General features: G+C 59.7%; 20 protein-coding genes and 1 tRNA gene. 11 read left to right on the top strand and 10 right to left on the bottom strand.

The genetic code is table 11. The features are described from left to right. Positions 1-65: 65 nt before the first annotated feature. From ileS to AC0V6V_RS08100, 7 genes are read right to left on the bottom strand one after another with little or no spacing between them, the layout of a single operon-like run. A complete protein-coding gene (gene ileS, locus AC0V6V_RS08130; protein ID WP_486164903.1) occupies positions 66-3,020 on the bottom strand; it encodes an isoleucine--tRNA ligase in 2,955 nt (984 codons plus the stop codon). 12 nt (positions 3,021-3,032) lie between these two features. Beyond that, positions 3,033-3,971 carry a bifunctional riboflavin kinase/FAD synthetase gene (locus AC0V6V_RS08125; protein WP_486164902.1) on the bottom strand — a complete coding sequence of 313 codons (939 nt, stop codon included), beginning with the start codon at positions 3,969-3,971 and terminating at the stop codon, positions 3,033-3,035. Then, complete coding sequence (locus AC0V6V_RS08120) at positions 3,971-4,495, bottom strand: dihydrofolate reductase (protein ID WP_486164901.1); 525 nt, start codon at positions 4,493-4,495, stop codon at positions 3,971-3,973. The genes AC0V6V_RS08125 and AC0V6V_RS08120 overlap by 1 nt, the downstream gene beginning before the upstream one ends. Next, positions 4,492-5,577 (bottom strand): 5-(carboxyamino)imidazole ribonucleotide synthase, encoded by a 1,086-nt coding sequence (locus tag AC0V6V_RS08115; RefSeq protein ID WP_486164900.1) that lies wholly within the window; start codon positions 5,575-5,577, stop codon positions 4,492-4,494. The genes AC0V6V_RS08120 and AC0V6V_RS08115 overlap by 4 nt, the downstream gene beginning before the upstream one ends. 9 nt (positions 5,578-5,586) lie before the next feature. Beyond that, positions 5,587-6,081: a 5-(carboxyamino)imidazole ribonucleotide mutase gene (purE, locus tag AC0V6V_RS08110; protein ID WP_486137886.1), complete on the bottom strand. Its 495-nt coding sequence runs from the start codon at positions 6,079-6,081 to the stop codon at positions 5,587-5,589. A 7-nt stretch (positions 6,082-6,088) separates the two neighbouring features. Further along, positions 6,089-6,775: a 2,3-diphosphoglycerate-dependent phosphoglycerate mutase gene (gene gpmA / locus AC0V6V_RS08105; RefSeq protein ID WP_486164899.1), complete on the bottom strand. Its 687-nt coding sequence runs from the start codon at positions 6,773-6,775 to the stop codon at positions 6,089-6,091. Positions 6,776-6,826: 51 nt separating this feature from the next. After that, complete coding sequence (locus AC0V6V_RS08100) at positions 6,827-6,985, bottom strand: hypothetical protein (protein ID WP_486164898.1); 159 nt, start codon at positions 6,983-6,985, stop codon at positions 6,827-6,829. A 90-nt stretch (positions 6,986-7,075) separates the two neighbouring features. Between AC0V6V_RS08100 and AC0V6V_RS08095 the strand changes: the two genes are divergently transcribed. After that, positions 7,076-7,150: transfer RNA gene (locus AC0V6V_RS08095), tRNA-Thr, on the top strand. A 48-nt stretch (positions 7,151-7,198) separates the two neighbouring features. Here the strand turns inward: AC0V6V_RS08095 and AC0V6V_RS08090 are convergent. Beyond that, positions 7,199-7,951: an SDR family NAD(P)-dependent oxidoreductase gene (locus tag AC0V6V_RS08090; protein WP_486164897.1), complete on the bottom strand. Its 753-nt coding sequence runs from the start codon at positions 7,949-7,951 to the stop codon at positions 7,199-7,201. 143 nt (positions 7,952-8,094) lie between these two features. Between AC0V6V_RS08090 and AC0V6V_RS08085 the strand changes: the two genes are divergently transcribed. The 3 genes from AC0V6V_RS08085 to AC0V6V_RS08075 are packed head-to-tail and all read left to right on the top strand — an operon-like array spanning position 8,095 to position 11,451. Beyond that, positions 8,095-9,264: an acyl-CoA dehydrogenase family protein gene (locus AC0V6V_RS08085; protein ID WP_486164896.1), complete on the top strand. Its 1,170-nt coding sequence runs from the start codon at positions 8,095-8,097 to the stop codon at positions 9,262-9,264. A gap of 43 nt (positions 9,265-9,307) precedes the next feature. Then, positions 9,308-9,874 (top strand): PH domain-containing protein, encoded by a 567-nt coding sequence (locus tag AC0V6V_RS08080; protein WP_486164895.1) that lies wholly within the window; start codon positions 9,308-9,310, stop codon positions 9,872-9,874. 8 nt (positions 9,875-9,882) lie between these two features. Next, positions 9,883-11,451 (top strand): PH domain-containing protein, encoded by a 1,569-nt coding sequence (locus tag AC0V6V_RS08075; protein ID WP_486164894.1) that lies wholly within the window; start codon positions 9,883-9,885, stop codon positions 11,449-11,451. A gap of 29 nt (positions 11,452-11,480) precedes the next feature. Here AC0V6V_RS08075 and AC0V6V_RS08070 read toward each other — a convergent pair whose 3' ends face one another. Continuing rightward, positions 11,481-11,786 (bottom strand): GNAT family N-acetyltransferase, encoded by a 306-nt coding sequence (locus AC0V6V_RS08070; RefSeq protein WP_486164893.1) that lies wholly within the window; start codon positions 11,784-11,786, stop codon positions 11,481-11,483. A 52-nt stretch (positions 11,787-11,838) separates the two neighbouring features. Between AC0V6V_RS08070 and AC0V6V_RS08065 the strand changes: the two genes are divergently transcribed. Further along, positions 11,839-12,858 carry a threonine aldolase family protein gene (locus tag AC0V6V_RS08065; RefSeq protein ID WP_486164892.1) on the top strand — a complete coding sequence of 340 codons (1,020 nt, stop codon included), beginning with the start codon at positions 11,839-11,841 and terminating at the stop codon, positions 12,856-12,858. A gap of 31 nt (positions 12,859-12,889) precedes the next feature. After that, positions 12,890-13,789, top strand: coding sequence for a DMT family transporter (locus AC0V6V_RS08060; protein WP_486166067.1), 900 nt, complete (start codon positions 12,890-12,892; stop codon positions 13,787-13,789). Between the two features lie 112 nt (positions 13,790-13,901). Here AC0V6V_RS08060 and AC0V6V_RS08055 read toward each other — a convergent pair whose 3' ends face one another. Continuing rightward, a complete protein-coding gene (locus AC0V6V_RS08055; protein WP_486164891.1) occupies positions 13,902-14,708 on the bottom strand; it encodes an SDR family oxidoreductase in 807 nt (268 codons plus the stop codon). A 52-nt stretch (positions 14,709-14,760) separates the two neighbouring features. Between AC0V6V_RS08055 and pepN the strand changes: the two genes are divergently transcribed. From pepN to AC0V6V_RS08030, 5 genes are all read left to right on the top strand, one after another. Next, complete coding sequence (gene pepN, locus AC0V6V_RS08050; RefSeq protein WP_486164890.1) at positions 14,761-17,427, top strand: aminopeptidase N; 2,667 nt, start codon at positions 14,761-14,763, stop codon at positions 17,425-17,427. A gap of 2 nt (positions 17,428-17,429) precedes the next feature. Next, complete coding sequence (gene pgeF / locus AC0V6V_RS08045) at positions 17,430-18,170, top strand: peptidoglycan editing factor PgeF (protein WP_486164889.1); 741 nt, start codon at positions 17,430-17,432, stop codon at positions 18,168-18,170. A 234-nt stretch (positions 18,171-18,404) separates the two neighbouring features. Beyond that, complete coding sequence (petA, locus tag AC0V6V_RS08040; protein ID WP_486164888.1) at positions 18,405-18,950, top strand: ubiquinol-cytochrome c reductase iron-sulfur subunit; 546 nt, start codon at positions 18,405-18,407, stop codon at positions 18,948-18,950. A 45-nt stretch (positions 18,951-18,995) separates the two neighbouring features. After that, a complete protein-coding gene (locus tag AC0V6V_RS08035) occupies positions 18,996-20,348 on the top strand; it encodes a cytochrome b (RefSeq protein WP_486164887.1) in 1,353 nt (450 codons plus the stop codon). Positions 20,349-20,413: 65 nt separating this feature from the next. Further along, positions 20,414-21,265: a cytochrome c1 gene (locus tag AC0V6V_RS08030; RefSeq protein WP_486164886.1), complete on the top strand. Its 852-nt coding sequence runs from the start codon at positions 20,414-20,416 to the stop codon at positions 21,263-21,265. Positions 21,266-21,279: the final 14 nt, after the last annotated feature.

The raw sequence follows: 21,279 nt of genomic DNA, 5'->3' as shown, positions 1-21,279 counted from the left end.
TCCAACTGAGTGAAATGGCGCTGGGGATGGACCCTGAAACGAGTTCAGGGTGACGGATCTGTTCGTTATTCACCGAGCACCTCCGCACAGCGTCCGCACAGCGCGCCTTCCTCAGGCACGTCAGGCAGCAAGCGCCAGCAGCGCCCGCATTTGTGGTCCGTGGAGACAGAGACTAACACTGAAGCGGAAACACCCTTATCTGGCTCATCAAAGCGCTCCAACTTGGTGAGCCGCACTGAACCGACGATTAAGATTTCCGCCCAATTGACCCCTTTCGTTTGCTCAAAGGTGTCAGCGTCCAAGGCAAGGTCGATACTCGCCTCGAGACTAGACCGTATTTTCTTTGCCCGACGTAGAGGCTCGATTTCTTGTGATACGTAGTTTCTGACCAGGCGGACTTTTGTCCAGCGACCAGTGTCGGCAGGCACGGTCGGAATGCTCGGCCATTCGAGCAAATGCACGCTGCCACCTTGCTCGCCGTCCTCGGGATAGCGGCTCTGCCACACTTCCTCGGCGGTGTAGACCAGCACTGGCGCGGCGTAGCGCACCAGCGCATGGAACAGCAGGTCGAGCACGGTGCGATAGGCGGTCCGACTAACCGAGGTTTCGCCGTCGCAATAGAGCGTGTCTTTGCGGATATCGAAGAAGAAGGCCGAGAGGTCTTCGTTGCAGAAATCCACTAGCAGGCGGGTGTAGCTGTTAAAGTCGTATTCTTCGGCGGCCTTGCGCAGCTTGGCGTCGAGATCACCCAGCAGCGAGAGAACATAGATCTCCAGCTCAGGGATTTCGCCGCCATCCGACATATCGCCGACAAAGCCATCGAGCGCGCCGAGCATATAGCGGAATGTGTTGCGCAGGCGGCGGTATTGGTCACCCACGCCTTTCAGGATTTCATCGCCGATCCGGTGGTCTTCGGTGAAGTCCACGCTAAGCGCCCACAGCCGGATGATATCCGCGCCATATTGCTCCATGACCTTGAGCGGATCGATGGTGTTGCCGAGCGATTTCGACATTTTCTTGCCGGCCTTGTCCATGGTGAAACCATGGGTCAGCACTTCGTCATACGGCGCGCGGCCGCGTGTGGCGCAGCTTTCCAGCAAGGAGGATTGGAACCACCCGCGGTGCTGGTCGCTGCCTTCGAGATAGAGGTTCGCAGGCCATGTCAGATCCGGCCAGCGGTCCGATTCCAGCACGAATGCGTGGGTGCAGCCGCTGTCGAACCATACGTCCAGAATATCGGTGACCATTTCATAGTCATCCGGGTTGTGATTGGCCCCGAGGAATTCGGCTTTGCGGGCCTCTTCCCAGGCATCGACCCCCTCTGCGGTGACGGCGGCGACAATGCGCGCGTTTACCTCTGGGTCTTGCAGATAAGTGCCATCGGGACGCACGAAGAGCGTGATCGGCACGCCCCAGGCGCGCTGGCGGCTGAGCACCCAGTCTGGGCGTCCCTCGACCATGGAGCCGATGCGGTTCTGGCCCTTGGGCGGGACGAAGTTTACCCGCTCAATTTCCGACATGGCGCGGGCGCGCAGAGTGTCGCCTTCGCCCTTGGGCAGTGCGCTGCCCACGGCCGCGTCCAAGTCTTCCAAAGGCGCAGAATGCAGCGAGGACAATGGCTCCAGCGGCTTATCCATCGGCACAAACCATTGCGGTGTGCAGCGATAGATCACCTTGGCTTTGGAGCGCCAGGAATGCGGATAGGAGTGCGCGTAATCGGCAGAGGCGCTGAGCAAAGCGCCCGCTTCGCGCAGATCGTTGCAGATCGGGCCATCGGGTGCGTTAAACGGCTTATTGATGACCGCGCGGCGGCGCGCCTTGCCATCCGCATCGAGGTCATCTGCCCCAAGCCACGGCCAATCATCACGGTACCGGCCATCGTCCATCACCGCAAAAACGGGGTTGATGCCATTCGCCTTGCACAGCTCAAAATCATCCTCGCCGTGATCGGGCGACATATGGACAAGGCCCGTGCCGCTGTCGGTTGTTACGAAGTCACCCTCAAGGAAGGGACGCGGCTTGGTGTAGAATTCGCTGTCCGGGAATCGATCCGCCATCGGGTGTTTGGCGATGGTTCCGGCTAGATCTGAGCCCGCACAGTCGTTGTGAATAAGGTAGGAGCAAGGAAGTAAGCCTTCGGCTCGCTTCAAAAACTCTTCGTGCAGGTTCATCGCAACTAGAAAACGCGGAGCATCTGGATGGTCGAGGTTGTCGGGACCGAGGAGGACATACTCAACCTCCGGCCCATAAGCCAAAGCCTGATTAACCGGGATCGTCCAAGGCGTCGTCGTCCAGATCACCGCATGCGCGCCGACCAGATCTGGCACATTCGGGCATTCCGTGATCTCAAACGCCACATCGATCTGCGGGCTGTCGGTCAAGTCTTCATATTCGACCTCCGCCTCGGCCAGGGCGGTCTTTTCAACCGGGCTCCACATGATCGGTTTCGACCCGCGATAGAGGTTGCCGGCCTCCACAAACTTCATCAGCTCGGCAACAATTGTGCCCTCTGCCTGAGGGTCCATGGTGAGGTATGGATTGTCCCAATCGCCCATGATGCCAAGGCGTTTCAGCTGCTCACGTTGGGCATCGACCCATTTTTGCGCATAGGCCCGGCATTCGGCGCGGAATTCCTTTGGCGGAACCTCGTCCTTGTTCTTCTTTTTCTTGCGGTAAAGCTCCTCAACCTTCCACTCGATGGGAAGGCCGTGGCAATCCCAGCCCGGCACATAGGGCGCATCCTTGCCCATCAGATTTTGCGTGCGGCACACCATGTCTTTGAGGATATGGTTCAGCGCATGGCCGATATGCATGTCGCCATTGGCATAGGGCGGGCCATCATGCAGAATGAACTTCTCGCGTCCGCTGCGGGTATCGCGCATGGTGCGGTACAGGTTTGCATCCTGCCAACGCGCGAGAATGCCCGGCTCCTTCTGCGGCAGGCCGGCTTTCATCGGAAACGCGGTCTTCGGCAGGAAGACGGTGTCCTTGTAATCTCGCTTTTGGGTTTCTTCGGTCATTGTTGGCCTAATCTACGCTTTCGGCGCGCTTAGAAGCCTTCGCGCTTCCTCGCAATCCTTGTCCATTTGAGCGATGAGATCGTCGAGGCTGTCAAACTTTGCCTCGCCGCGCAGGAAGTGGTGGAAGGCGATCTCGATTTCCTGGCCATAAAGGTCGCCGGAAAAATCGAAGAAATGCGGCTCCAGCAATTCCTTGGGCGGCTCAAACTGAGGGCGGATGCCCATGTTCGCCGCGCCTTTGAGCTCTTCGCCGGTGGCCAGCACTTTGCCAGTCACAGCGTAGACACCGTATTTGGGCCGCAAGTAACTTTCGACATGAAGATTGGCGGTGGGATAGCCGAGTTCACGCCCGTTTTTGTCGCCATGCTCAACAATGCCGCGGATCGCGAAGGGACGGGTGAGCAGCTCTGCGGCGAGTTCCGGCTGGCCTTCGCGCAAGGCCTCGCGAATGCGGCTGGAGGAGACGATCGCGCCATCTCCCTCAACCGGGGAGACGACCCGGCTTTCCAGGCCATGTTCGCCGCCAAAGCCGCGCAGCAGATCAACATTGCCCTTCGCGCCTTTGCCAAAGGTAAAGTCGCCGCCGGTCACCACGCCATGCGCACCAAAGCGCTTGATCAGGATCTCGGTGATGAAATCCTCTGCGCTGGTGCCAGACAGTTCGGCATCAAAATGAAACACCAGCATCGCGGTCGCGCCTGCGCCCAGGTACAGCTCTTGGCGCTGCTCCAGTGTGGTCAGGCGGAACGGCGGGGCATCGGGGCGGAAAAAGCGCACCGGATGCGGATCGAATGTGGCGATGATCGAAGGGCGTCCTTCAGCGTGCGCCCAGTCTATCGCCTCACCCGCGACGGCCTGATGCCCGCGGTGGAAGCCATCGAAATTGCCCAGCGCGATGATCGCACCGCGCAGCGCCTCGGACACAGGTTCACGGTGATCGAGCCAGCGCATTATGCGTCCGAGCCTTGCGTGTTTGTGCGTCCTTGCCGGTGATAGGTGAGGAAGGAGTAGGCGGGATCGGCGCCCTCGGCTGGAAAATCTTCGCGCGCGGTGACTTCCCATTCATCGCCAATCGGCTTCATGAAGGTGTCGCCGGCATAGTCCGCATGAATTTCGGTCACTTCGATCCGGTCGGCATGCGGGCGAAAGACGTCATAGATCGCTGCGCCGCCAACCACCGCGATCTCGCCGGTTTCATTGCCATCGCGGGCCAGCTCCAGCGCTTCGTCGATGGAATGCACCACCTCTGCGCCGCTGCTGTCCCAGCGATCTCGCCGGGTCAGAACAATGTGGCGGCGGCCGGGCAGCAGGCCGGGCAGACTCTCAAAGGTCTTGCGCCCCATGATCATCGGGCGGTTCATGGTCAGCGCCTTGAACCGCTTTAGGTCTGCGGGCAGGTGCCAGGGCAGCTTGCCATCCTTGCCAATCGTGCCGTTCCCAGCGCGGGCATAAATCAGGAATATCTTGTCGCTCACGCGCTGGCCGGTCCTGCTTCATTGCTTACCCGGGTCACATGGCCCATCTTGCGCCCCTCGCGGGCCTCAGCCTTGCCATAGAGGTGCAGATGCGGCTCGCCGTCCTCGGCCAGCAGCGCGTGCGCCTCCAGCGCGTCTTTGCCGATAATGTTGCGCATTTCGATGCTGGCAAAGCGGGTTTCGGTGCCGCCCAGCGGTAGGCCGCAAATCGCGCGAATGTGGTTTTCAAACTGGCTGGTGGCCGCGCCTTCGATGCTCCAATGGCCGGAATTGTGGACCCGCGGTGCCATTTCGTTGAACACCGGGCCAGTCTTTGTCGCGAAAAATTCGAGCGTTAGGACACCGACGTAATTCAGCGCATCGGCGACTTGTTCTGCGATGCCGCGCGCGGCCTCAACCTGCGCCTCGACCAGCGGACCTGCGGGCAGGATAGAGCTGCTCAGCATGCCACTGTCATGGGTGTTGGCGGTGGAATCCCAGAAGCGGATCTCGCCGTCATATCCGCGCACGAGGATCACCGAAAATTCAGTTTCGAAATCGACCATGCCTTCATAGACGCAGGCGACACCGGGGAAGCGGATGCCATCGGCGTCATGCGCGGAGGCGACGCGCCATTGGCCCTTGCCATCATAGCCATCGCGTGCGGTTTTAAGGATGCCGGGCGCGCCGACCATCTCCAGCGCCCTGGCAAAATCCGCGTCATCTTCAACCCGCTTGTACGGTGCTGGCTGCGCTCCGAACCCCTCGACGAAGCTCTTTTCGTTGAGGCGGTCTTGCGCGACTTCCAAAGCCTTCGGTCCGGGGGCCAGCATTGTTTCGGGCAGAGCGTGCACCGTGGAGAGCGGGACGTTTTCAAACTCCCACGTCACCACATCGCATTTGGCCGCAAAGGCGGCGAGCGCCGCGGTGTCGCTCCAATCATTCTCGAAGAAATCCGTGCAGACGTCGCGCGCGATATTGTCGCCTTTGGGCGCATAGCCAATGCAGCGATAGCCAAGCTGGAGCGCGGCAACCGCCAGCATTCGACCCAGCTGACCGCCGCCCAAAATTCCAATTGTCGAGCCGGGAGGAAGCGTTCTCATGGCGCCCCTTTAGTCCTGCGGCGTTTCAGTGACGGCGGCGCTGCGCGCGGCGCGCCAATCTTGCAGCCGCTGCGACAGGCCTTCGTCCGACAGCGCCAAAATGCTCGCGGCGAGCAGGCCGGAATTGGTCGCACCCGCCTCGCCAATCGCCAGAGTCCCGGTGGGCACACCAGCGGGCATTTGCACGATTGAGAGCAGGCTGTCCCAACCCGACAAAGCCTTGGACTGAACTGGCACGCCAAGCACGGGCAGATGGGTCATCGCCGCGATCATGCCGGGCAAATGGGCCGCCCCGCCTGCGCCCGCGATAATCACGTCAAAGCCTTCACCTTCGGCGCCCTTGGCAAAGGCGGCCATCCGGTCAGGTGTGCGGTGGGCCGAGACGATCCGCGCCTCATGCTCCACTTCCAGTTCTTCAAGAACGTCAGCCGCGCGCTTCATCGTGGGCCAATCCGATTGACTGCCCATGACGATGGCGACTTTGCCGGTGGTATCCTTGGCCATATGCGCCTCAGCTGTCCTTCAAATAGTACCGCTCGCCCGGGACCATGGCATCGTCAAAATCATAGATGATCGGCTGGCCGGTGGGAATCTCGAGGCCGGTGATGTCCTCATCTGAAATGTTCGACAGGTGCTTCACCAGCGCGCGCAGCGAATTGCCATGCGCAGAAATGACTACCGTCTCGCCGCCGGCCAGCACCGGCAAGATCGCGCTTTCCCAATAGGGCAGCACGCGCTCAATCGTCAGCTTCAGGCTTTCGGTCTGAGGCACATCAATCCCGTCATAGCGCGGGTCTGCGCCGGGATCATACTCGCTGCCCGGCTCAATCGGCGGGGGCGGCGTGTCAAAGCTGCGGCGCCAGATGTGGACCTGTTCATCGCCGTGCTTATCGCGGGTTTCTTGTTTGTTGAGCCCGGTCAGCCCGCCATAATGCCGCTCGTTCAACTGCCAGTTCTTGGTCACCGGCAGCCACAACAGACCCGCTTCTTCCAGCGCAAGGTTGAGCGTTTTGATCGCGCGCGTTTGCAGCGAGGTAAAGCAGGTGGTCGGCACCACGCCTTTCTCGCGCATCAGCGTACCTGCGGCTTTGGCCTCGGCAATGCCTTGTTCTGTTAGGTCAACGTCCCACCATCCGGTGAAACGGTTCTCCAGGTTCCACTGGCTCTGGCCGTGGCGCACGAGAATAAGTTTAGGCATTTTTTCTCCGAAGTTCCGCGCTCTGGGCGCAGCCATTAAGACGCGAGAGCACTAGCCCCCGGCGTCGTCCTTGGAAACCCTGCTTTCGCCCGATTCGCTCGCGGGGTTGGCAAGATCGCGTCCTTGCGCTTTGCGGCGGCGCAGATTTTCTCGCAATTTCGCGGCCAAACGCTCCTCGCGCGACAGATTGTTGCTTTTGGTGTCACTCATGCGAAACGCCTTGCCGATATCGGGCCTCAGGTTCAAGCGCCGCTTGACATTGGCGCCGCACCCAACGATAGGCGCGCGTCTTGAACAGGCGCCGCGGTAGCTCAGTGGTAGAGCGCGTCATTGGTAATGACGAGGCCGAGAGTTCAATTCTCTCTCGTGGCACCATTCTTCTCTGTTTGATGAAAATTGGCAGCACCTTCACTTGGCGCGGGCCTATAAACTCTGCCCATCGTCTAGGACGAAATCCGCGCCGGTGATAAACTGCGCCGCGTCTGAGCAGAGCATCAATATCACTGGGTCCAAGCCCTCTTCGCCCATCAGCCGCTGCTTTGGAAAGCGCTTCACCTGACGTTTGCCAGCATCGGTTTCGAACCAGTCGTTGTTGATGTCGGTGCGGATGTAGCCGGGCGAGATTGTGTTTACGCAGATCCCGGTGCGCGCCCATTCCTTTGCCATGCTGCGTGCGGCCTGCACCACGCCCGCTTTACTAGCTGAGTAGGCCACGAGTCCCGGCGAGGCTTCAAATGCGGTGATCGAGGCAATCATCACGATCCGGCCATTGGGCACGCCTGCATCAATCATTCGCCGCGCACCTTCACGCGCGGTCAGGATCGCGCCTTTTAGATTGATGCTTAGCGTTCGCTCTATCTCTTCTTCGCTGGTTTCAGTCGCCATGCCCTGACCATCAATACCGGCATTGGCGATGACAGTATCAACCGTGCCAAACGCTGCTTCCGCTGCGTCGAACCCCGCGACAATGTCCGCCTCTCGGCCGACATCCATCGTGATCGGGGTGGCCTTATCGCCTATTTCGCTGGCCAAGGCCTCGAGCCGATCCTTGCGCCGCGCACCTAGCGCAACATTCGCGCCGCTCGCGGCCAATATCCGGCCAAAACGCATGCCCAAGCCAGAAGAAGCCCCAGTGATCAGCGCATTGCGCCCGGTCAAATCTGCAGAAATGCTCATGCGGCGGACTATGGCGATCGAGGCGGATGGCCGTCTACAGATTTATTTTGGGTGGCCGCGTCTTTGTGAGGCTTCCCTTGCGCAAGACCCGCTCTCATGCGCTAGGAAGCGGCGGACCGCGAACACCGCCTTTGGGGACAGCCATGGACTTTAATCTGACCGATCAGCAGCGGGAGCTGCAGGAAACCGCGCGCAAATTCGCCCGCGCTGAATTGCCAGAGCTTGCGCGCGATATGGAGGCCAATGACTATCCCGTGCCGCTGGAAATGCTGCGGACATATGGCGAAATGGGGTTCCTCGGCGTCAATCTGCCAGAGGAATATGGCGGGCTGGGGCTGGGTCATATTGAGGCGCTGATCGTGCTGGAGGAGTTCGCGCAGGTTTCCAACGCGGTTGCCTTTCCAGTGTTCGAGGCGCTGACCGGGCCAGTGCGCACGATTGACCGGTTTGGATCGCCAGAGATGAAGGCGCGCATCCTGCCAGAGGTGATCAAGGGCGAGAAGATTGTCGCGGTTTCGATGTCAGAACCGGACGCAGGCACGGCGTTGACCGACCTCACGACCAAAGCCGTCCCGGACGGAAACGGCTATGTCGTCAATGGCTACAAACGCTGGACCAGCGGCGGCGGGCATTCCGATTATTACGTCACCTATTGCCGCTTCACCGATGAACCGGGCGCGAAAGGGATCGGCGCGATCCTGCTCGAAAAAGACATGCCGGGCCTGCAATTTGGCAAGCGCGAGGAGCTTATGGGTTTTCGCGGCATCCCGACCGCCGACTATGCGATTGAGGATGTGAAAGTGCCCGGCGAGAACGTCATCATTGGCGCGGGGGGCTTTAGCAAATTGATGAGCGCGTTCGGGCTGGAGCGCTGCGGCAATGCAACGCAAAGCCTGGGCGTTGCGGCGGCGGCACTGGAACAAGCGCTCGCCTACACGCAGGAGCGCGAAGCGTTCGGCAAGCCGATCGTGGATTTTCAAGCCGTGCAGATGAAGCTGGCTGAAATGGCAATGAAGGTCGATGCCGCGCGTCTGCTCATCCACCGTGCGGCAGTAAACGCCTCCAGCAATCCCGATGGCCTGCCGAGCGTGTATGAAAGCAGCCTAGCCAAATGCTACGCCAATGAGATCGTGCGCGATGTCACGGCGCTCGGCATGCAAGTGATGGGCGGATATGGCTATCACAAGGATTACGGGATGGAGCAGCGGCTGCGCGATGCCTACGCCTGGGGGATCGCGGGCGGCGCAATCGACGTGCAAAAGACCAATATCGCCAGCGCCATGGTCGGCCGCCGATTCAATCAAAGGGCGTAATTGGGACTTGTGCGGCGCGGCTGTATTGCGCATCTAAGGCACTATGGACACACCCGATACAATTCCGACCCCTGCTACATCTGTACCGGCCGCCAATTCTGCTGCGACCACTGCCGCGCAACAGGTCTCTCCGCATGATGATGCAGCGCTCACTCGGCTGCACCCGAATTACGTCCATTCCCTGCGTTTGACGGCAATCCTGACGTCGATCCCGGTTCTGATTGGCGGGCTGGTGTTTGAAGCGGTTATTGTCGAGGAAACGCCAATTCCGGCTGGTGTAGTGATGAGCGTTTTGCTTGTGCTCTCGCTTATCTTCATCATTCGCGTGCCGATGCGCCGGTTCAATGCGCGCGGATATAATATGAGCGCAGACCGGTTGCGCGTGGTGCGCGGGGTCTTGTGGAATTCGGACACGGTCGTGCCATTTGGCCGGGTTCAGCACATTGATGTGGATCAGGGCCCGATTGAACGGTTCTTCGATCTCGCGACCCTCACCGTGCACACGGCGGGCAGCCACAATGCTTCGGTGCATTTGCCAGGGCTCAACAAGGCGCTGGCTGACGACATGCGCGAGGATATTCGCGCGCATATCAAGCGGGATACAATGTGAGCGGCGAGGTGAGCACTGATAGCGGTGGCGCTTCTGCAGCTGCACCCGCAGATACCCAATCTGCCGGGATCGTGCCTCAACGCACCGCCCCGCTTAGCGTCGCCTTGGGCGTGGTCAGCGGGCTTAAGAACGCCATTCTGCCAGCGGCTTTTGTCGCTTTCAGCGGTCGCAGCAATTACGCCATTCTTATCGCGCTCGGTGTCGCAGCGCTGATCTTCGCGGTCAGTTTTGCTCTTGGCTACATCCGTTGGCGCAAACTGACTTACACCGTCGGCGTGGAAGACATTCGGGTCGAAAGCGGGCTGGTGTCGCGCACGGCGCGCTCGGTCCCGTTTGAGCGCATTCAAGACGTCAGCCTGGAGCAGAAATTGCTGCCCCGCCTGTTCGGTCTGGTTTCAGTTAAGTTTGAAACCGGCGCAGGTGGCGGCGAGGATTTGTCGCTTTCCTTCCTGACAGAAGACGAAGGCGAAAGACTGCGCCAAGTGGTGCGCGAACGCCGCGCTGCTGAAACCGCCCCGCTGGCGGTTGAAGGCGCGGGCGAAGCAGCGACAACGCAAGTGGCCCCGCAGGATGAGACCGCCGAGGCGCTCTTCACCATGGGGCCGCGCCGCATTTTCATCTTTGGATTGTTCAGTTTCTCGCTCGCCGTGGTCGCCGTTCTGTTCGGTTTGACCCAGCAGCTTGAGTTCCTGTTGCCGTTTGATCTGTGGGATTTTGAGGCTTGGGAAGAGCGGCTGATCGGGCAAAGCGATGCGCTCTCCAGCCTTGGGCGCAGCGCGCAGATTGTCGGCGGGATAATTGCGGTCCTCTCGCTGATCATCTTGGGCATTGCGACAGGCCTAATCCGCACGGCTTTGCGCGAATGGGATTTCCTACTGGAGAAGACGCCACGCGGGTTTCGGCGTCGGCGCGGACTGCTGACCAAAACTGACGTCGTGATGCCGGTTCACCGGGTGCAGGGCATCAAAATCGGTACGCGTTTCATCCGTTACCGGTTCGGCTGGCATGGCCTCAAATTCATCAGCCTGGCGCAGGATGCGGGGGCATCGAACCACGATGTTGCGCCGTTCGCGCAGCTGGATGAGATCGCGCCAATCGTTGAGGCCTCCGGCTTTCATCTGCCGAGTGAAGACGCGCAATGGCACCGAGCTGCGAAGAAATACCGCTTTGACGGCGCGCTGATCGATGGCGGCGTGTTTCTGCTCATCGCTGTCCCGGTGGCGATTTTTGCGCCGCCATACTTCGTGCTGATCCCGCTGGTGCTAGCGGCGGTGTTTGCTTTTGCTGCGCTCTATTCCTGGCAGTTTAAGCGCCACGCGCTCGATGACAGCCAGATCATGTCGGTGAGCGGGCTGTTCTCACCCAGCAGCATGATCGCCAACCGCGTGAAACTGCATTCGGTCGAGATCAGCCAAGGCCCGATTGCGCGCAAACGCGGCTATGCGAGTTTGGACTTTGGATTGGCAGGAGGGAGTTTCTCGATCTCCGGCGTCCCACTTGAGCGGGCCCGCGAGGTCCGCGCCGCGGTGCTCGAAACGATCACTAGCAAGGATTTTTCTGAGCTGGAAAGTGCGTAGTTCTTAGGCCTAGCCACCCACTCCCAAAACTACGCGAGCAAGTCACTCCAGTCGGGGTTCTTCTCAAACTTGGCGGCGACATAGGAGCATTGGGGTACGATCTTAAAGCCCTGTTCCCGTGCATCGGCGATCAAGCGCTTCACCAATTCGCCCGCCACACCGCGCCCGCCAATCGCACGCGGAACAACCGTATGGGTGGCGACGCGTACATTTTCGCCGCGCGTTTCCCACTCAAGATATCCGGTCGCGGACTCGCCTTTAAGCTCAGCGACATACTTCCCGCCGGTGTCTGTATCGCGGTGATTAATAGTGAGATCATCTGTGATGTCAGTCATTCGCCATGCTCCTTCTTGCCAAGTCCGCTGCTCGCACTAAAGCCGCTTTGTAATGACGAGCCTTAAGCCTTTCCTGTCCGACAATGCCGCCCCGGTCCACCCCAATGTATGGGAGGCGATGCGCGCGGCGGATCATGCCGACAACCCCTATGATGGCGACGCTTTGTCGGCGCAGCTGGACGAGCGCTTTAGCGATCTGTTTGGGCGCGAATGCGCGGCGGAATGGATCGCCACGGGCACGGCGGCCAATTGTCTGGCGCTGGCCACCATGTGCGCACCGCATGGCGGCGTCGTGTGCCATGAAGAGGCGCATATTGAGGTCGATGAGGGCGGCGCGCCCGGCTTTTACCTGCACGGCGCAAAGCTGATGCTAGCGGGCGGCGAAGGCGCGAAGCTGACGCCGGAAGGCATTGCCGCGCTGATCGATCCGATCCGCGATGATGTGCATCAGGTACAAGCCCACGCCATCGCGATCACGCAGGCAAGCGAATATGGGTGCGTCTATTCCAGCGAGGAACTCGCCGCGCTCAAAGAATTTGCGGCGGCGCGCAAGCTTGGCCTGCATATGGACGGCGCGCGCTTTGCCAATGCTGCGGCCGCTGCTGGCGGCTCGGCTCAGGAAGCCGCGCGGGCGGCGTGCGGTCCGGTTGATAGCCTGGCCTTTGGCTTCATCAAAAATGGCGGCATGGGCGCAGAAGCCGTGGTGCTGTTTGACAAGAGCCAAGCCGACCTAGTGCGCTATCGCCGCAAACGCGCCGGCCATTTGCAGTGTAAGGGGCGCTATTTGGCGGCGCAAATTCTCGCGATGCTTGATGGTGATCTATGGCTGGCGAATGCGAGCCATGCGAACGCGGCGGCGGCTGAGATTGCCGGTGCTTGCGGTGATCGCTTGATGCACGCTGTCGAGGCCAATGAGCTGTTCGTGCGCCTGACCGAGGCCGAGCGAGAGGCGCTGCGCGCGCAAGGCTTTGCCTTTTACGATTGGGGCGCAGATGCCGCCCGGTTTGTGACCGCGTGGAACACCCGCGATGACGATGCGCTGGCATTGGCCAAGGCGATCGCTGCATTATGAGCCTATTCCCTTGAGCGCGACCCAAACGCCGATGCTGAGCTGGCGTGTGATCCTACCTTTTGTCCTCACTGGGTCGATCTGGGGATCGACCTGGTTTGTGATCACCGGACAGATCGACGGCGTGCCCGCGGCATGGTCGGTTTTCTACCGCTTTGCTCTGGCGACCCCGGCTCTGTTTCTGGTCGCCTTTCTGATGAAGCGGCGGCTGAAACTGACCCGGCCAGAGCATATGCTCGCCGTGATTGTCGGCATTTTCCAATTCAGCGGCAATTTCCTGTTCGTCTATCACGCCGAGCTTTACGTCACCTCTGGCATTGTCGCGATGATGTTTGGCTTGCTGATGGTGCCCAACGCCTTGTTCGGCAGGTTGTTTCTTGGCGAGAAGGTCCAGATCGGGTTTGTGCTGGGCAGTCTGATTGCGATCATCGGCGTCTCCTTCCTGCTCGTTCACGAATGGCGCGCAAACCCGGATGCTGGGGTTGTCGGCGGCAATGTCGGGCTCGGGATCGTGCTTGCGCTGTTCGGAATTTTGGCCGCTTCTGTGGCCAATGTGATCCAGGCGAACCCAACCGGCCGCGCGGTGCCGATGGTCAGCCTGCTCGCATGGGCGATGCTGTACGGGACGGTGTTTGATCTTGGCTTTGCCGCGCTAACCGCAGGTCCGCCGCCAATTCCGACAGACACCGGATATTGGTTGGGCATCGTCTATCTTGCGGTGATTGGATCGGTGGTGACTTTCCCGCTGCATTACAACCTGGTGCGCGAAATTGGGGCAGGGCGGGCTGCCTACAATTCGATCCTCACGATCTCGGTTGCTATGCTGATCTCGACCCTGTTTGAGGACTATCAGTGGACGTGGCTGACAGCTGGCGGAATGGTGCTGGCGGTGGTGGGCATGATCTTGGCGCTAAGGGCCAAGCAAACGAAGTAGTTTTCGTCATTGCGAGCCGCAGGCGAAGCAATCCATCGCCTGGCTTTGCGGTTTGGTGCGGCGGCGGATGATGGATGGCAGCGTCACCTTTCAGGCTCCTCGCAATGACGCGCTAAAGAAGACTTTGGATGCCCTCGACATAGGTCGGATATTCCGGCTGCCATCGCAGCGCGCGCTTGGCTTTGCCATTCGCGACCCGGCGGTTTTCGGCGTAAAATCCGCGTGCCATTTCTGACAGGTTTGCCTCCTCCAGCGTTTCCAAAGGGGGAGGCTCGATCCCAAGCAATCGGCAGGCATGCTCGGTCACCGCATTGCCGCTCGCGGGCAGATCATCGGCCAGGTTGTAAGCCCCCGCTGGCGCGTCACTGGTGAGCGCGGCAACCACGCCGCTGACGATGTCATTGACATGCACCCGGCTGAAGACTTGATCCGGCATATCGATCCGGCGCGCGCGGCCATCGCGCACGCGGTCCAGCGCGCTGCGGCCCGGCCCATAAATGCCGGGCAAGCGGAATGCTCTCGCGCCCAGCTTCATCCATAAAGCATCGGCTTCGGCGCGGGCATTGCGGCGGCCTTTACCGGTTTCGGCAATCGTCGGCGTGCTTTCATCGACCCACGCGCCCTGCTGATCGCCGTAGACGCCGGTGGAGGAGAGGTAGCCGTACCATCGTTCATTTTGGGCCTCGCCAAAATCGCGGCCATAGGTGTCCAGCACAGGATCCAGCCCGGCCTTGCGATCTGGCGGGACGGAGGAGAGCACATGGCTTGCGCGCTCCAGCGCTGCTTTCACAGCATCGCGGTCAGCAAAATCGACATTGCCCGCGCTGCCCGTGGCATCCACTTGCCAGCCGCGCGTTCGCATTTCTTCAGCGATGCGTTTCGCGGTGTAGCCAAGCCCAAAGATCAGCAAATTTGTCATGCGCGCCACCTAATCGCTGGACGCTGAGGCAAATCAACCTAAATCTGAGCCTATGGATATTGCAACGACCCCCTCGACCCCGGATGGCAACCCTCAACTGGCCGATGCGCCGCCCGTCCCAGCCGAACCGCCGGTGATCCTGCGCGAGGATTACAAGCCGTTCCCTTGGCTGCTCCCAGAAACCAAGCTCGTGTTCAATCTAGGCCTTGAGACGACACGCGTGCTGGCCAGCTTTAAGGTGGAGCGCAATCCTGCGGCTGAGGCCTCCAACGAGCTGCGGCTTAATGGTGACAGCCTGACACCGGCGCGCGTCACCGTCGATGATGTGACGGTTCAGGATTACGTGATGGACGGGCCGGATCTGATCCTGACGCTACCCGGTGACAGCCACACAATCATGATCGAGACTGAAATCGATCCGAGCGCGAACACCACCCTGATGGGCCTCTACGCCTCGAACGGCATGCTGTGCACTCAATGCGAGGCGGAGGGCTTTCGCCGGATTACATTCTTCCCAGACCGGCCTGATGTGCTGTCGACCTATTGGGTGCATATGAGCGGACCCAAGGAGCTGTTCCCGGTTCTGCTGTGCAATGGCAACAAAGTGGCCGAGGGCGAAAGCGAGAATGGCCAGCATTTTGCAGAATGGCACGACCCATGGCCTAAGCCGAGCTATCTCTTCGCGCTCGTCGCGGGCGATCTGGTTGCCAATTCCGCGCCGTTCACGACGATGTCTGGCCGCGAGGTTGAGTGCAACATCTGGGTCCGCCCTGAAGACCTAAGCCGCACCGATCACGCACTCGCGTCGCTCCACCATTCGATGAAATGGGACGAGGAGACCTTTGGCCGCGAGTATGATCTCGACCTCTACAACATCGTCGCCGTGTCAGATTTCAACATGGGCGCGATGGAGAACAAAGGTCTCAACGTCTTCAACACCAAATATGTGTTGGCTGACCCGGACACCGCCACCGATGCCGATTATGACGGCGTTGAGGGCGTGATCGCGCATGAGTACTTCCACAATTGGTCGGGCAATCGCATCACCTGCCGCGACTGGTTCCAGCTGTCTTTGAAAGAGGGCTTTACCGTTCTGCGCGATCAGCTGTTCAGTCAGGATATGCGCGGCGAAGCGGTGAAGCGGATCGAAGATGTCCGCATCCTGCGCGCCGCCCAGTTCCCGGAAGATGCAGGGCCGCTCGCGCATCCAATCCGCCCGGACAGTTACCGCGAAATCAGCAATTTCTACACCGCCACCGTCTATAATAAGGGCGCTGAAGTTATCCGCATGATGCGCAATATGGCGGGCTTGGAGCGGTTCCGCGCCGGGACCGACCTCTATTTCAATCGTCACGACGGCGAGGCGGCGACCTGCGAGGATTTCATCAAATCCATTGAAGACGGGGCTGGGCTTGATCTGGAGCAGTTCCGCCTGTGGTACCGCCAAGCAGGCACGCCGCGCGTGACAGTTCGCCAAGAGCTGACGAGCGACGGTCTTACCCTGACGCTCTCACAAACCGTGCCGCCGACGCCGGGTCAGCCGGATAAGCAGGCGATGCCGATTCCGCTCCGGGTCGCGTTGCACAGCCGCGCGACCAGCCAGCTTGGTGAAGAGCAACTGATCGTCCTTACCGAGGGCGAGCAGAGCTTTACCCTGCCAATGGTCGGGCCAGATCCCGTGGTCTCGATCAACCGCGGCTACACCGCGCCTGTGGTGATCGAGCATGATGTGCCGCTCGAAGATCTTGGGTTTCTCGCCGCGCATGATGATGATCCCTTTGCGCGCTATGAGGCGATGCAGCAGCTGAGCGTCGGCCATTTGGTCGCGTCGGCCTCTGGCGAACTTGATGAGGCGCATCGAGCAGAAGGAAAGAGAGCGATTGGCGATGCGCTGGCCGCAATCCTGACTGACGATGCGCTGGACGATAATATGCGCGGTGAGCTGATGATGCTGCCGAGCGAGACCTATCTGTTTGAGCAAATGGCGAGTGGCACGCGGCTGGCCGATCCGGGCGCGATCCATGCCGAGCGGGAGGCGCTGAAAACTGCGCTGGGCACTGTTCTGAAACGCGAGCTTGAAGGGCTCTATGCCCGCACGGCCTCGATTGGCTTTGACGATCCTGCTGGGCGCGGCGCGCGCAAGGTGAAGACTCAGGTGCTGGCGCTGCTCGCGGCGAGCGATCCAGAGCAAGCGGCTGGTATGGCGGCCCAGCAATTTGATGCAGCGGACAATATGACCGACCGCCAAGGCGCGCTGATGGTGCTGTGCGGTATCGACTGTCCGCAGCGGGCCGATGCGCTAGCGGCCTTTTATGATCGCTACACCGGCAATGATCTGGTGATCGACAAATGGTTCACGCTGCAAGCGCTCGCGCCGCATGCGGATGTGGTCGATCATGTGAAGGCGCTGGCCGAGCATGATGACTTCACGATCAAGAACCCTAACCGTGTGCGCTCGCTCTACATGGCCTTTGCTGGCAATCCGGCGGGCTTCCACGATCCGAGCGGAAACGGTTACCGCCTGATCGCCGACCTCATTCTGGCGCTTGATCCAATCAATCCCCACACGGCGGCGCGGTTTGTGTCGCCTTTGGGCAAATGGCGCCGGATCGAGCCTAAACGCGCCGCCATGATGAAGGCTGAGCTAGAGCGGATTGCTGCCGTATCCGGCCTCTCACGCGACACATCTGAACAGGTCACACGCAGTCTGGAAGGCTGAGCGTGGGCGCGCTCGATATCACGCGGGCCGATGCGCTCGGGCATATTCCGCACGGCTTTTTCGGACACGCAAATGGCGCGCATCAATTCGGCTATGGCGGGGATGGTGACGGCGCTGTCATCGCGCGGCACCGGCTGGAAGCAGCGCAAGCTTTGGCGGAGGGCGCCGCGTTCGCCGCCCCGCATCAGGTCCATTCGCCGGATGTGATCACGGTGGATCAGGCTTGGGCGGATGATCCCACTGGCCGCCCGGTAGGTGACGCTGTCGTGACGTCAACACCCGGCATTGTGCTGGGCATTGTGACGGCGGATTGCGCGCCGGTATTGTTTGCGGACCAGCAGGCTGGGGTGGTCGGTGCAGCCCATGCGGGATGGCGCGGCGCGGTCGGCGGCGTTCTGGAAAATACACTCACCGCAATGGAGGCAATGGGCGCAGCTCGGCAGAACATTGCCGCCGCCATCGGCCCGACAATCGCTCAAGCAAGCTATGAGGTGGACGCACCCTTTAAGGCCAATTTCACGCATGAGGATGAGCGCCATTTTTCGGCTGGGCGCGATGGGCATTGGCAGTTTGATTTGCCCGGTTTTGTCGCCGCGCGGCTTGCAAAATCTGGGCTAAAAACCGTCCAATTGCTCGATTTGGACACTTTTTCGCTTTCCGAGCGTTACTATTCCTATCGCCGTGCGTCTCAGCGCGGCGAGGCGAATTATGGGCGTCAAATCAGTATGATCGCTGCGCCCTGAGTCCGTTTGGACATAGGCTTGCAGGAAAGCGAACAAGCAATGCTGAAAACAGTGTTGGAATCCCCGGCCATTGGGGCTAGGAGCGCGCACGAGTTGTAATCCGGCATGGGGTGAATGCAGGTTTGGGCTTTCGCTGACTGCGTAAACCTCCGCTGGACTGGCTAGACAAACAATCAACGTTACCGCCGCAAGGGCACGTATCCAATGCGGCAAAGAAGACAGGGTTTTTGAACGATGGCTGATGCAAACGAAGCAAATGAGGGCGTACGGCGGCGTGATTTTATTCACGTAGCAGCGCTTTCGACCGCGGGCGTTGGTGCTGCGGCCAGCGCATTGCCGCTGGTTACCCAAATGGCTCCATCGGCTGATGTGCTTGCTGAAAGCACCACCGATGTTGATGTCTCTGCAATCGAAGCGGGCCAGAGCATCAAGACTATTTTTCGCAAGCAGCCATTGTTTGTGAAGCGTCTGACGCCTGAGGAAATCGCCGCAGCTAATGATGTCGATATTGCCGACCTGCGCGATCAGGAAAGCCTGACTGACCGCCTGGGCGAGGGCAATGAAGATATCCTCGTCACAATGGGCGTTTGCACGCACCTTGGCTGTGTGCCGCTGGGCGCGGCTGAAGGCGAAAACAAAGGTGAATATGGCGGCTATTTCTGCCCGTGCCACGGTTCCCACTATGATTCTGCTGGCCGCATTCGCAAAGGCCCGGCGCCAACCAATCTGGTCGTCCCGGATTTCGCATTTACCTCTGAATCGGTCATCCGCGTCGGGTAATCCTGCGTAACTGATCTATCTGCTGAACACTCACGAGAGAACGCCATGAGCTTCGCCTGGGCAAAACAATACGAACCGAAGAACGACTTCACCAAGTGGATTGATGAAAAGCTGCCATTGCCGCGGCTGGTCTACAATGCGGTTGGTGCGGGCTATCCGGTGCCGCGCAACCTCAATTACATGTGGAATTTCGGCGTGCTCGCCGGGTTCTGTCTGATGATCCAAATCATCACCGGCGTGATCTTGGCGATGCACTATGCCGCCAACACCGAAGTTGCTTTTGCGACGACTGAGCACATTATGCGCAACGTCAATTCTGGCTGGCTAATGCGTTATGCGCACGCCAACGGCGCAAGCTTCTTCTTCATCGTGATCTACCTGCACATCTTCCGCGGGCTCTATTATTCGTCCTATAAAGCGCCGCGTGAGATGATCTGGCTGCTGGGCGTGGTTATCTTCCTGCTGATGATGGCAACGGCCTTCATGGGTTACGTTTTGCCGTGGGGCCAAATGAGCTTCTGGGGCGCGAAGGTGATTACCGGCCTGTTCGGGGCGATCCCGCTAGTCGGCGAATCGCTTCAAACTTGGCTTTTAGGCGGGTTTGCGCCGGATAATGCTGCGCTCAACCGCTTCTTCTCGTTGCACTTCCTGCTGCCATTTGTGATCGCCGGTGTTGTTATTCTGCACATCTGGGCGCTGCACATTCCTGGATCTTCGAACCCCACGGGAATCGAAGTGAAGAAAGAAAGCGATACGGTACCGTTCCACCCGTATTACACGGCGAAGGACGGCTTTGGCCTCGGCATCTTCTTGCTGGCGTTCACCTTTATGGTGTTCTTCCTGCCGAACATGCTGGGTCACCCCGATAACTATATTGAGGCGAACCCGCTTTCGACGCCGGCTTTGATCGTTCCGGAATGGTACTTCCTGCCGTTCTATGCGATCTTGCGTGCCTTTACCGACGATCTGACGATCCCGTTCACCGGTATCGTGCTGATCCAGGCGAAGCTGCTGGGTGTGATCGCGATGTTCGGTTCTATCCTGGTCTGGTTCATCCTGCCGTGGCTCGATAAGAGCCCGGTTCGTTCCGGCCATTATCGTCCGATGTTCAAGAAGTTCTTCTGGTTCGGTCTTATCCCCTGCATGGCGTTGCTGACCTACTGCGGTGGCGCACCGGCAGAGCAGCCATATGTTCTGCTAAGCCAGATCGCGACGGCCTATTACTTCCTGCACTTCCTGGTGATCCTGCCGATCGTCAGTCAGATCGAAGTGCCAAAGCCGCTGCCTTATTCGATCACCGAATCGGTGCTTGGGTCGGATGATGCGGCTCCTGGAAACTCTGCAAGTTCGGGTGCAAAGGGCGCTGGCGAAGCCGGTTCCTTGCAGCCGGCCGAATAGTCCGCCATTGGCAACGTCAACCGTTTGGCCCAGTGAACTCTAGTTTAAGTTGAAAGTCTAAGCGTATGAGCATTCGTCTCGGAGCGATCATTGCAGGTTTAGGGATCGTGGGGATCCTGTTTTTCTGGTCCCTGCTGCCAGGCGCGATCAATTATGCGCCGCCTGAAAAGCCTGACTATTATGCCTTCAAGGAAAAGCCCATCGCGCCTGAGGGCGGGTTCTCGTTCGAGGGACCGTTCGGCCGTTGGGACAATGCTCAGCTGCAGCGCGGCTATCAGGTCTACAAAGAGGTCTGCGCGGCCTGCCACGGCCTGAAGTTTGTGGCATTTCGCAACTTGAGCGAGCTTGGTTATTCCGAAGCGGAAGTTCAGGCTGAAGCCGCCAATTGGACGGTCCCAGGCATCGATCCAAACACGGGAGAAGCAACCACGCGTCCGGGCAAGCCGACCGACCAGTTCCCATCACCGTTTGCAAACGATGTGGCTGCGGCTGCTGCCAACAACAATGCGATTCCGCCTGATCTCTCTTTGATGACCAAGGCGCGCAAAGACGGCACAAACTACGTCTATTCACTACTCTCGGGTTACGGTGAAGCGGATCCAGAGATCGCGGCGACCGTTCCAGAATTTGAGACGCCAGCGGGCCTGTATTTCAACAAGTACTTTGCCAATGTGAACATTGCGATGGCGCCGCCCATCGTGATCGACGGCCAAGTGACCTATGCCGATGGCACCGAGGCGACTGTCAATCAGATGTCAGCCGACGTTGCGGCCTTCCTGACCTGGACGGCTGAGCCGACACTGGTGAAGCGTAAGCAGACCGGTTGGCCAGTTCTTGGCTTCCTGCTGTTCGCTACGATCCTTGCCTATCTCTCGAAGAAGCAGATCTGGGCTGGGCTCAAGCCGAAGAAGAAATAAGCAGACGGGCACCC

This window comes from Erythrobacter sp. S249, assembly GCF_057364975.1.
Note: the sequence above shows the minus strand (reverse complement) of the source record. Positions and strands in the feature narration are given on the sequence as shown.

What these genes read in the sequence shown, in the direction of transcription:
- AC0V6V_RS08125 (WP_486164902.1), bottom strand. Translation starts at nt 3,971, where the DNA reads ATGCGCTGGCTCGATCACCGTGAACCTGTGTCCGAGGCGCTGCGCGGT.
- AC0V6V_RS08080 (WP_486164895.1), top strand. Translation starts at nt 9,308, where the DNA reads ATGGACACACCCGATACAATTCCGACCCCTGCTACATCTGTACCGGCC.
- gpmA (WP_486164899.1), bottom strand. Translation starts at nt 6,775, where the DNA reads ATGCCTAAACTTATTCTCGTGCGCCACGGCCAGAGCCAGTGGAACCTG.
- AC0V6V_RS08035 (WP_486164887.1), top strand. Translation starts at nt 18,996, where the DNA reads ATGAGCTTCGCCTGGGCAAAACAATACGAACCGAAGAACGACTTCACC.
- AC0V6V_RS08090 (WP_486164897.1), bottom strand. Translation starts at nt 7,951, where the DNA reads ATGAGCATTTCTGCAGATTTGACCGGGCGCAATGCGCTGATCACTGGG.
- AC0V6V_RS08030 (WP_486164886.1), top strand. Translation starts at nt 20,414, where the DNA reads ATGAGCATTCGTCTCGGAGCGATCATTGCAGGTTTAGGGATCGTGGGG.
- AC0V6V_RS08055 (WP_486164891.1), bottom strand. Translation starts at nt 14,708, where the DNA reads ATGACAAATTTGCTGATCTTTGGGCTTGGCTACACCGCGAAACGCATC.
- pepN (WP_486164890.1), top strand. Translation starts at nt 14,761, where the DNA reads ATGGATATTGCAACGACCCCCTCGACCCCGGATGGCAACCCTCAACTG.
- AC0V6V_RS08060 (WP_486166067.1), top strand. Translation starts at nt 12,890, where the DNA reads ATGCTGAGCTGGCGTGTGATCCTACCTTTTGTCCTCACTGGGTCGATC.
- petA (WP_486164888.1), top strand. Translation starts at nt 18,405, where the DNA reads ATGGCTGATGCAAACGAAGCAAATGAGGGCGTACGGCGGCGTGATTTT.
- purE (WP_486137886.1), bottom strand. Translation starts at nt 6,081, where the DNA reads ATGGCCAAGGATACCACCGGCAAAGTCGCCATCGTCATGGGCAGTCAA.
- AC0V6V_RS08070 (WP_486164893.1), bottom strand. Translation starts at nt 11,786, where the DNA reads ATGACTGACATCACAGATGATCTCACTATTAATCACCGCGATACAGAC.
- ileS (WP_486164903.1), bottom strand. Translation starts at nt 3,020, where the DNA reads ATGACCGAAGAAACCCAAAAGCGAGATTACAAGGACACCGTCTTCCTG.
- AC0V6V_RS08115 (WP_486164900.1), bottom strand. Translation starts at nt 5,577, where the DNA reads ATGAGAACGCTTCCTCCCGGCTCGACAATTGGAATTTTGGGCGGCGGT.
- AC0V6V_RS08065 (WP_486164892.1), top strand. Translation starts at nt 11,839, where the DNA reads ATGACGAGCCTTAAGCCTTTCCTGTCCGACAATGCCGCCCCGGTCCAC.
- AC0V6V_RS08085 (WP_486164896.1), top strand. Translation starts at nt 8,095, where the DNA reads ATGGACTTTAATCTGACCGATCAGCAGCGGGAGCTGCAGGAAACCGCG.
- AC0V6V_RS08100 (WP_486164898.1), bottom strand. Translation starts at nt 6,985, where the DNA reads ATGAGTGACACCAAAAGCAACAATCTGTCGCGCGAGGAGCGTTTGGCC.